Origin of the sequence: Archaeoglobus sp. UBA230, from assembly GCA_002507545.1 — an archaeon.
Taxonomy (GTDB): Archaea; Halobacteriota; Archaeoglobi; order Archaeoglobales; family Archaeoglobaceae; genus Archaeoglobus.
Genome location: DAVR01000023.1, coordinates 1 through 6,869, shown reverse-complemented (window position 1 = coordinate 6,869; position 6,869 = coordinate 1). Strand labels below are relative to the sequence as shown.

General features: G+C 41.6%; 16 protein-coding genes. 10 read left to right on the top strand and 6 right to left on the bottom strand.

Features of this window, described 5'->3' with window-relative positions; genetic code table 11:
* Nucleotides 1–163 precede the first annotated feature (163 nt).
* Both BP688_RS06120 and BP688_RS06115 read left to right on the top strand, forming a co-directional pair.
* On the top strand, nt 164–379 hold the full coding sequence (locus tag BP688_RS06120) for a hypothetical protein (protein ID WP_290624566.1): 216 nt from the start codon (nt 164–166) through the stop codon (nt 377–379).
* Complete coding sequence (locus tag BP688_RS06115; RefSeq protein ID WP_290596665.1) at nt 376–633, top strand: type II toxin-antitoxin system RelE family toxin; 258 nt, start codon at nt 376–378, stop codon at nt 631–633. Before BP688_RS06120 ends, BP688_RS06115 begins: the two co-directional genes overlap by 4 nt.
* A 5-nt stretch (nt 634–638) precedes the next feature.
* Here the strand turns inward: BP688_RS06115 and BP688_RS06110 are convergent, their stop codons facing one another.
* Nucleotides 639–824, bottom strand: a complete 186-nt coding sequence (locus BP688_RS06110) for a hypothetical protein (protein ID WP_290596664.1) — start codon at nt 822–824, stop codon at nt 639–641.
* Between the two features lie 139 nt (nt 825–963).
* On the opposite strand from BP688_RS06110, the gene BP688_RS06105 reads away from it, so the two are divergent.
* The 8 genes from BP688_RS06105 (at nt 964) to BP688_RS06070 (ending at nt 4,814) form a co-directional block, all read left to right on the top strand.
* Entirely contained in the window at nt 964–1,245 is a 282-nt protein-coding gene (locus BP688_RS06105) for a hypothetical protein (RefSeq protein WP_290596663.1), read from the top strand.
* 197 nt (nt 1,246–1,442) lie between these two features.
* A complete protein-coding gene (locus BP688_RS06100; protein WP_290596662.1) occupies nt 1,443–1,736 on the top strand; it encodes a winged helix-turn-helix transcriptional regulator in 294 nt (97 codons plus the stop codon).
* Nucleotides 1,737–1,769: 33 nt separating this feature from the next.
* Nucleotides 1,770–1,943: a hypothetical protein gene (locus tag BP688_RS06095; protein WP_290596661.1), complete on the top strand. Its 174-nt coding sequence runs from the start codon at nt 1,770–1,772 to the stop codon at nt 1,941–1,943.
* Nucleotides 1,940–2,197, top strand: a complete 258-nt coding sequence (locus tag BP688_RS06090) for a type II toxin-antitoxin system RelE family toxin (RefSeq protein ID WP_290596660.1) — start codon at nt 1,940–1,942, stop codon at nt 2,195–2,197. Before BP688_RS06095 ends, BP688_RS06090 begins: the two co-directional genes overlap by 4 nt.
* Nucleotides 2,198–2,500: 303 nt before the next feature.
* The gene (locus tag BP688_RS06085) at nt 2,501–2,839 is read left to right on the top strand and encodes a winged helix-turn-helix transcriptional regulator (RefSeq protein WP_290596659.1); all 339 of its coding nucleotides are present in this window, start codon (nt 2,501–2,503) and stop codon (nt 2,837–2,839) included.
* Entirely contained in the window at nt 2,832–3,623 is a 792-nt protein-coding gene (locus tag BP688_RS06080) for a hypothetical protein (RefSeq protein ID WP_290596658.1), read from the top strand. The genes BP688_RS06085 and BP688_RS06080 overlap by 8 nt, the downstream gene beginning before the upstream one ends.
* Nucleotides 3,616–4,305 (top strand): hypothetical protein, encoded by a 690-nt coding sequence (locus BP688_RS06075; RefSeq protein WP_290596657.1) that lies wholly within the window; start codon nt 3,616–3,618, stop codon nt 4,303–4,305. Before BP688_RS06080 ends, BP688_RS06075 begins: the two co-directional genes overlap by 8 nt.
* Nucleotides 4,306–4,310: 5 nt before the next feature.
* A complete protein-coding gene (locus tag BP688_RS06070) occupies nt 4,311–4,814 on the top strand; it encodes a hypothetical protein (RefSeq protein WP_290596656.1) in 504 nt (167 codons plus the stop codon).
* 2 nt (nt 4,815–4,816) lie between these two features.
* Here the strand turns inward: BP688_RS06070 and BP688_RS06065 are convergent, their stop codons facing one another.
* From BP688_RS06065 to BP688_RS06045, 5 genes are all read right to left on the bottom strand, one after another.
* On the bottom strand, nt 4,817–5,920 hold the full coding sequence (locus BP688_RS06065) for a hypothetical protein (RefSeq protein ID WP_290596655.1): 1,104 nt from the start codon (nt 5,918–5,920) through the stop codon (nt 4,817–4,819).
* A 103-nt stretch (nt 5,921–6,023) separates the two neighbouring features.
* Nucleotides 6,024–6,119, bottom strand: a complete 96-nt coding sequence (locus tag BP688_RS06060; protein WP_290596654.1) for a DUF2283 domain-containing protein — start codon at nt 6,117–6,119, stop codon at nt 6,024–6,026.
* Nucleotides 6,119–6,325 carry a DUF2283 domain-containing protein gene (locus BP688_RS06055; RefSeq protein ID WP_290596653.1) on the bottom strand — a complete coding sequence of 69 codons (207 nt, stop codon included), beginning with the start codon at nt 6,323–6,325 and terminating at the stop codon, nt 6,119–6,121. Before BP688_RS06055 ends, BP688_RS06060 begins: the two co-directional genes overlap by 1 nt.
* Nucleotides 6,322–6,576: a DUF4258 domain-containing protein gene (locus tag BP688_RS06050; protein ID WP_290624564.1), complete on the bottom strand. Its 255-nt coding sequence runs from the start codon at nt 6,574–6,576 to the stop codon at nt 6,322–6,324. The genes BP688_RS06055 and BP688_RS06050 overlap by 4 nt, the downstream gene beginning before the upstream one ends.
* Entirely contained in the window at nt 6,577–6,858 is a 282-nt protein-coding gene (locus BP688_RS06045; protein ID WP_290624562.1) for a hypothetical protein, read from the bottom strand.
* Between the last annotated feature and the right edge of the window lie 11 nt (nt 6,859–6,869).

Here is a 6,869-nt window from a genome sequence, read left to right as displayed (position 1 = left end):
GAAATTGGTTGATGAAGTTCTGATCCCAGATCCAAAAACTGGTAGGAAAAAGAAGAGATACACTCTCACAGACTTCGGTCGCTTTGTCTTGGAAAAGCTGGAGGAGATTGAGGAATACCAGAAGAGGTAACCTTTATCAACTTCTGTTAGCAGATTATCAAATATGCAGGAATCAGTTTCGCTTGTTGACCTTCTCAATGAACTCAGAGAAATCAAGAGGAGGATCGAACGAATGGAGGAATCCATAGAGGAGCTAATAGATTCAACGCTGACACCGGAAGAGGAGGAGCTGCTCAAGGAGGTTAAGGAGAAGATCAGGAAAGGAGAGCTCTCCGATTTTGTGCCTCTCGAAAAACTTGATGAAGCGCTGAGAGAATGAGCTACAACGTTTTTCTTCATCCGAGCGTTATAAAGTTCCTCAGAAAGCTTCCCAAAAAGGACGTTGAGAGAATTAAAGCCAAACTCTCCGAGCTTGTCAATCCGTATTCTGTAAAAGCCGTTAAACTCAGAGACAGAGATGCATACAGAGTTAGAGTCGGCGATTATAGAATTCTCTACACCGTCGACGATGATGGGAAGATCGTTGTTGTTTTTAAAATTGACAAGCGAAGCAGGGTTTACGATCGGCTGTAGCATCTCTAACCCTCCTCAAAAACAGCCTCTTTCTCTCCATTCTCTGGCTTTACTCCGAGCAGTCCTTTTCTCTTCAGGTCTTCTCTGATCAATTCTCGAATATATGCTGAAACAGTGTCCCAGCCCTCTATTTTCATCGCTCTCTTTATCAGCCCATCCCACATTTCGGGCACATCTGAACAAACTTTCATGTTCTAACCTCCAAACTTTGTATCTAATTTCATACACATGTATTTAAATGTTTCTAATATGGAACTATGTTTGTATTCTATTACATAATCACAATTCTCAACCCAAAACAAATGTATCTTTACTCGAACAGAGGATTTAATGTCAAACTTAAAGAACGTACTTGCATCGCTCGGTAAAGCAAAAGGTCTGGTTTTGTTTCGCTCACTTAAGGAGCCAAAGACTTGGATAGAGCTTGAAAGAATTGCAAAAGGTGACAAGAACTCCGTAAGTCGGAGAATCGATGAATTCATTAAGCTCGGTCTCGTAAAGCCGATTCTCCTTGATGATTCTCCAAAAGGCTCCAAAGCATACGTTCTCACAGATTTCGGTCGCTTTGTCTTGGAAAAGCTGGAGGAGATTGAGAAATATTCAGAAAGATGATTCGCATCATCCCACATTTCGGGCACATCTGAACAAACTTTCACATTCCCACCTCGAATAGACTTTTACCTCTAAAAGTTTCTAAATTGCACCTAATATTTAAAGGTTTCCAAATGTATCTATTTAGTGCAAAGAACATACTAACAGTTCTATATTTCTCCAAAAACTTTTGAAGGTTTACTTCTCCTATAGGTGCAATGAATAACCAGAAGGTGCAACTGAGAGACATCTTGGAATCCATAGCTAAAGCTAAGGGTTTGGAACTCTTGAAGTCGCTTAAGTCACCAAGAAGATGGTCTGAACTGCGAGAAGTTGCCAGAGGGGATAACAAGTCGCTTACAAACCGCATGAATGAGTTTATCGAACTCGGTCTGGTTGAACCCGTTCTGCTGAAAGACTCTCCAAAAGGCTCCAAAGCATACGTCTTGACAGACTTCGGCCGCTTTGTCTTGGAAAAGCTGGAGGAGATTGAGGAATACCCGAAGAGGTAACCTTTATCAACTTCTGTTAGCAGATTATCAAATATGCAGGAAAATGTCATCATTGAGCATCTGCAAAGAATCGAGAAGCAGCTCGAAATTCTCAACAGCAAGCTTGACAACTTCATGGGCTTCGAGGAGCTCAGCGAGGAGGAGCTCAGGGAACTCGATGAGATCGAGACTGAGATGGAGAAAGGAGAGAAGTTTCTGCTTGAATGAGATACGAGATTTTTCTCAGCCGGCAGGCGAGGAAGTTTCTTGACAGACTCGACGTGACTACGAGAAGCAGAATCGCGGAAAAGCTCAAACTGCTCTCTGACAACCCTTTTGCTCTGCCCTACAAGAAGATTAAAGATAGAGAGAATACCTATCGCATCCGTATTGGTGACTTCAGAGTTATCTATGTTGTTAGGGGTAATGAGATCCGCGTTCTGAAGATCGATAAGCGAGAAAGAGTTTACGACCGGCTGTAACATTATTGTCCCTCCACCACAACAGCCTCTTTCTCCTCTCCATTTCGCACGCCGAGCAAACCTTGGCTTTCAGGTCGTTTTTGATGAGTTCTCTTAGATAGTCCGTCCTTTTGCTCCAGCCTTCCATCCTCGCAGCCTTTTCAAGCAGTTCATCCCAGAACTCCGGGACTTCTACCCACACTTTCATTGTTTCATCACCACAACTATATTTCGAAACTACAACTAAATAAATGTTTCGTTATCGCAACTGTGTTGTTTTAATGAAGGTATTTTTATTATTACTCTGAAAACAGACTTATTTATGTGAAACCGAGTTTCCGAGAACTACTCGAAGTTTTAGGAAGAAAAGGTACTTATGATATACTCGTCCAACTGAAGGATTCTCCAAAACGCTGGGGTATTCTCGAAAATGCCGTTAAAGACAAGAGAGCTGTAAGTTACCGGATAAGAGAACTCCTAAATCTCGGAATCATTGAGATAACTATAATCCATGATACCCCAACAGGCTCAAAAGCCTACAAACTCTCTCCTCTTGGCGAGAAAATTGTCAAGCTCATCGAAGAAATGCAGGAAGAATTTGAAAAGTGGCATTATCAGCCGGAGTCGGATGAGGAGTTTTTGGAGGGAGGTTGGGATGAATGAAGATAGTGCTAAAATAGCGGTTTTGAGGTCTCTCCAAGCTCAGTTCGCAACCCTTGCTGAACATACTTCTGAACTGGTGGGGGATCTTAAATCTGAGTCAGAGTCTTATTATACCAGAAAAGTCACTCTAATTAACAACCTAATCCGTTCGTACAACCACGCAAAGTCTGAACTCTCGGTTCTTGGATATCATGAGCTCTATAGATCGCTCCCTGATGCGCCTGAAATCGGTCATAGAGTTTACAGTGTTCGCATTGATGACGCAATCAGCATTTTAACAACGCTATTGACGGGTTGTTACGGTGCGTATGAAGGTATAGAAGCGCTTTTGACTCAGACCAAAATTCCACAAGAACTCGTCAACCAACTGGAGGGCTGGAAAGGAGAAGTAATGAGTATTGAATCTTTAGATTACGACGTTTACAAAAATCTGAGTGAGGCGATTAAAGAAATGGAACATGGACATTATATTGCCTCGGGATTGATTTCTGCCCGCGTTGTTGCGTGGATACTTCAACAAATCCCACCTGAAGGAAAAGACATCGAAAATAAAGATCGCAAGAAAGTGGAGACCTTGATAGAAGCCGGTATAATTGGCAAAGACGACAGAGATCTCCATGCAATTATACTCCGTGCAGCAAGACTTGCAAGAAATTTCGTCTCCCATAGGATTGACCGCTACCCTGCGCCAGAAGATGCTAGCTCTCTCCTCGGCGACGCTATCAGGCTCGCCAAGATATATGTAGAATTTTTAAAGACAAGGGAGGGTAGTAACTTTGGTTGATCTCACTGCTCTCGGGATTCTAGCAACTATCTTTGTATCGCTATCTGGATTCGTCTATAGACTAAGTACAAACCTTGAAGAGAGATTTAACAGCATCGTTGATTCCATCTCTGCAGTCCTGGATTCTGCTATCCTCAAAATTTCTATCAATACTTATTTCAAAACTTTACGCAGTCTGATTCTAAAATTCAGGGAAGACGGAGTCCCCGCTGAGAAAGTATTTGCTGACTTTCTTTCAAAAGAAAAATTTGTTCATAGTATGTTCACCAAGATCGCAGAGGATGAGTCTTCATTGCGTTTTCAGGATCAAGACGCTTACGCCCTCCAGAAAATTCTTAACGTGACCTTTGACGATACTGATAGAGACGAATTTTTCCAAATTGCAGAGTCAATCTCGTCCCTCCATACTCTCCAAGCCGACGTTTCAGATCTTCCTTTATCTACTCTGAAATTATTCATAAGTGGTGTTTTCTTCATTCTCCTTGCACTTCTATCAGCAACCTTTTATCCCAGCTATTTCCAAACCCTGCTTCTGGTGTCAGTTATCATCACTCTTGTGTTGTTGTACAATCTTTATAGGTACTTTTATTATAACAAAACAGTCAACAAAATATCAGACTCGTTACGTAAAGGTAATATAACCGAAGTTCGAAATATACTGCTCGAATACCGCAGGAGGTGACTCAATTGCCCGAAAACGAGAAACAAAAATTAAAACAACTCTTCATCTTGTGGTTGTTAAATTCTAATAACTGCGAGCCTATCCGGGGCAAAACTCGGTTCGTAAAGCTGATGCACATTATCAATGAGATCCTAAAAAGTAAAGACGCGGAGTTATCTGTTTACAGCTTTTACTCTCACCACTACGGCCCATACAGTGATGAATTTGTTGAAGATGTCGAAAGAATGATCAAAGAGGGATTAATTGGACATAGAATTGATTACATTCCTATTACTGATTTTGGAGGATATCTCGAAAATGTTTACTGGATTTCAGAGGAAGGTAAAAAACGTCTCGCAAAGCTTTCTGACGAGTTGAATCCACCAAACTGGGTCCTCGACATTGTCCAAGAGACTAAGTCCAAATATAACAAAATCCCGCTTTCTGCGCTCATCCGGGAGGTGTACCTGAAATACCCAATTAAGCGGAAGAAAGAAAAGAGGAAAATATTCAAGCTGTTCTCTTTTTAACGTTACAGCACTAACTTTAGCCCTTCAATTGCAAAAATTACGTCTTTAAGCTCTCCTTTTTTGACGTATTTGTGTTCCTTTTGTAGATTTTCCATTTTATTTCTTAAACCTTCAGACTCCTTTGATTTTTGCGGAACTCTCTTATAAACCCACATTTCTGCGTCCTCTTCTTTATCAACATACATCCACTTCCTTTTAGGGCTCCGAATAATTGGTGCATCAGGCACATAGTTCGGATTTATACTGCCATAGAACATGTAATCTATACCGTAAAGCGGCAACCCGTGAGCCGTTGCGCCATTGATTTCAACTTCCTCTATCAATGGAATATTCTTTCTCACGTGAAATGCCCCAATTGGTATATCCACTTCTCTCCGACATAGAATATCCACAGTCTCTTTTATGAGGTATCTGAACTGGTACCTTGGTGGAACTGGCATACTAATTGGGTGAACTCCAACGCTGATCCTGGTGCGCTTCGAAACCGAAAACAAATCAAAAGCAACTGAAGGGACTTGGAGTACATCTAGAAGTCTCATAACAAACTCTGCTAGCTTATCCGGAGAGTTGTAGTTTTCTGCTACAAGATCAAACGCGAGAACTGGGATAAGTTTATCGTTCAAATAAATGCCGTACTCGCCATTTTTCATTTTGATGAAATCTACCAGAAAGTCTATGTTATCTTCAGACAAAATCCGAATCGCAATAAATGTATCGTTCGGTTTTCTGCCGTAAGTATTCCTTACGACAATATCTAGAGCGCTATCCCTGTGGTACAAAACGTCTCCAAAGAAATCGAATAGATAAAGCACTCTAAATTCTGCTGGTTGCCTTTTGAGTTTAGAAACTTTGGATGCTACTTCTCTTTCAAAATTAACGATGTCTATCGGCACTCCTTTCTTGTAACTAAATACTCTCGCAACTGGAAATGTGTTAATCTCGAAATATTTCGCGTAGGTATCAATGTACTCCCTGAACTGCCTCATTGAGAGAGCTTCAGCGCTTAGCCCATACAGTGGAGACTCTAAGCCATTCAACTCACTTACTTTGGCAAAAAATTCTCCTTTTCCACCACTCTCGAAGTATTGTCTGTAATTTAGGCTCATAGTAAAAATGTAGTATTTTCCTATATAAACCTTTCAATATAAGTCTCTCGTCAATTTTGGAAGCAGAACCTCTATACCAACAACTTCTCGTCGATATCGACGACTACATTACAGCCAGCGGCTCCGATTCCGCCACTTTACCATCTTTCAGCCTGATGTACATGGTATTAACCTTCGGGTCAAACTCCACCGAAACCATTATCCTACCATCTTCGCCGCCTTAATGAACTTCAAAATCTCCGGAATCACGTACTTGCGAGCCTGCCAGATTTCAATACCTATGATCTCCCCATCCTTGTTGTACTCGACAAAGATGTCCTCGCCAAGCTCATCCATATCTTCAACATCTTCATCCTTTATCGAGATGTAGAGGATGTCCGAATCAGCGTCATATCTCACCTTCATACCTTTATCCACCTCCCACTCTTCACTCTGTTTTCAACTATTTTAAACTTAGAGGTCACAACTACAGTAACGACTTCTTCCCTGTCAAACACGACTATCAACCACTTACCGTCTTTTTTCCGAACAGCCACGAAATAACCTGTATGCACATCCAAAAATACGTCATCTGGATCATTCAATACTTCTCTTACCTCTGCCTCTCCGACCTTTCTCCTTCTCATCCGGTCAATTGCGTGCTCCGAGAACTTCATTCAGATCCACTTGAGCCTCCTCTCGCAGTACTCTTCCATCATCTTCTGCACGTCTGCCTCATCCAACATATACAGCAGAAGCTCAACAATATCTCTTGTCAAATCCTCACCCATTTCAACCTCTACCCCACCGAATCTCAACTGATACATCCTGCCTTTCTTCATTACGTTTTTACCCGCCCTGACTTTCCTTATCTCTGTATCAACAATTGTATCCTCTCCCTTAACCCTCACTTTCACTCTGAGCCGATAATTCTTTAAAACCAGCTCCACATCTCCCATTGTCTATCCCC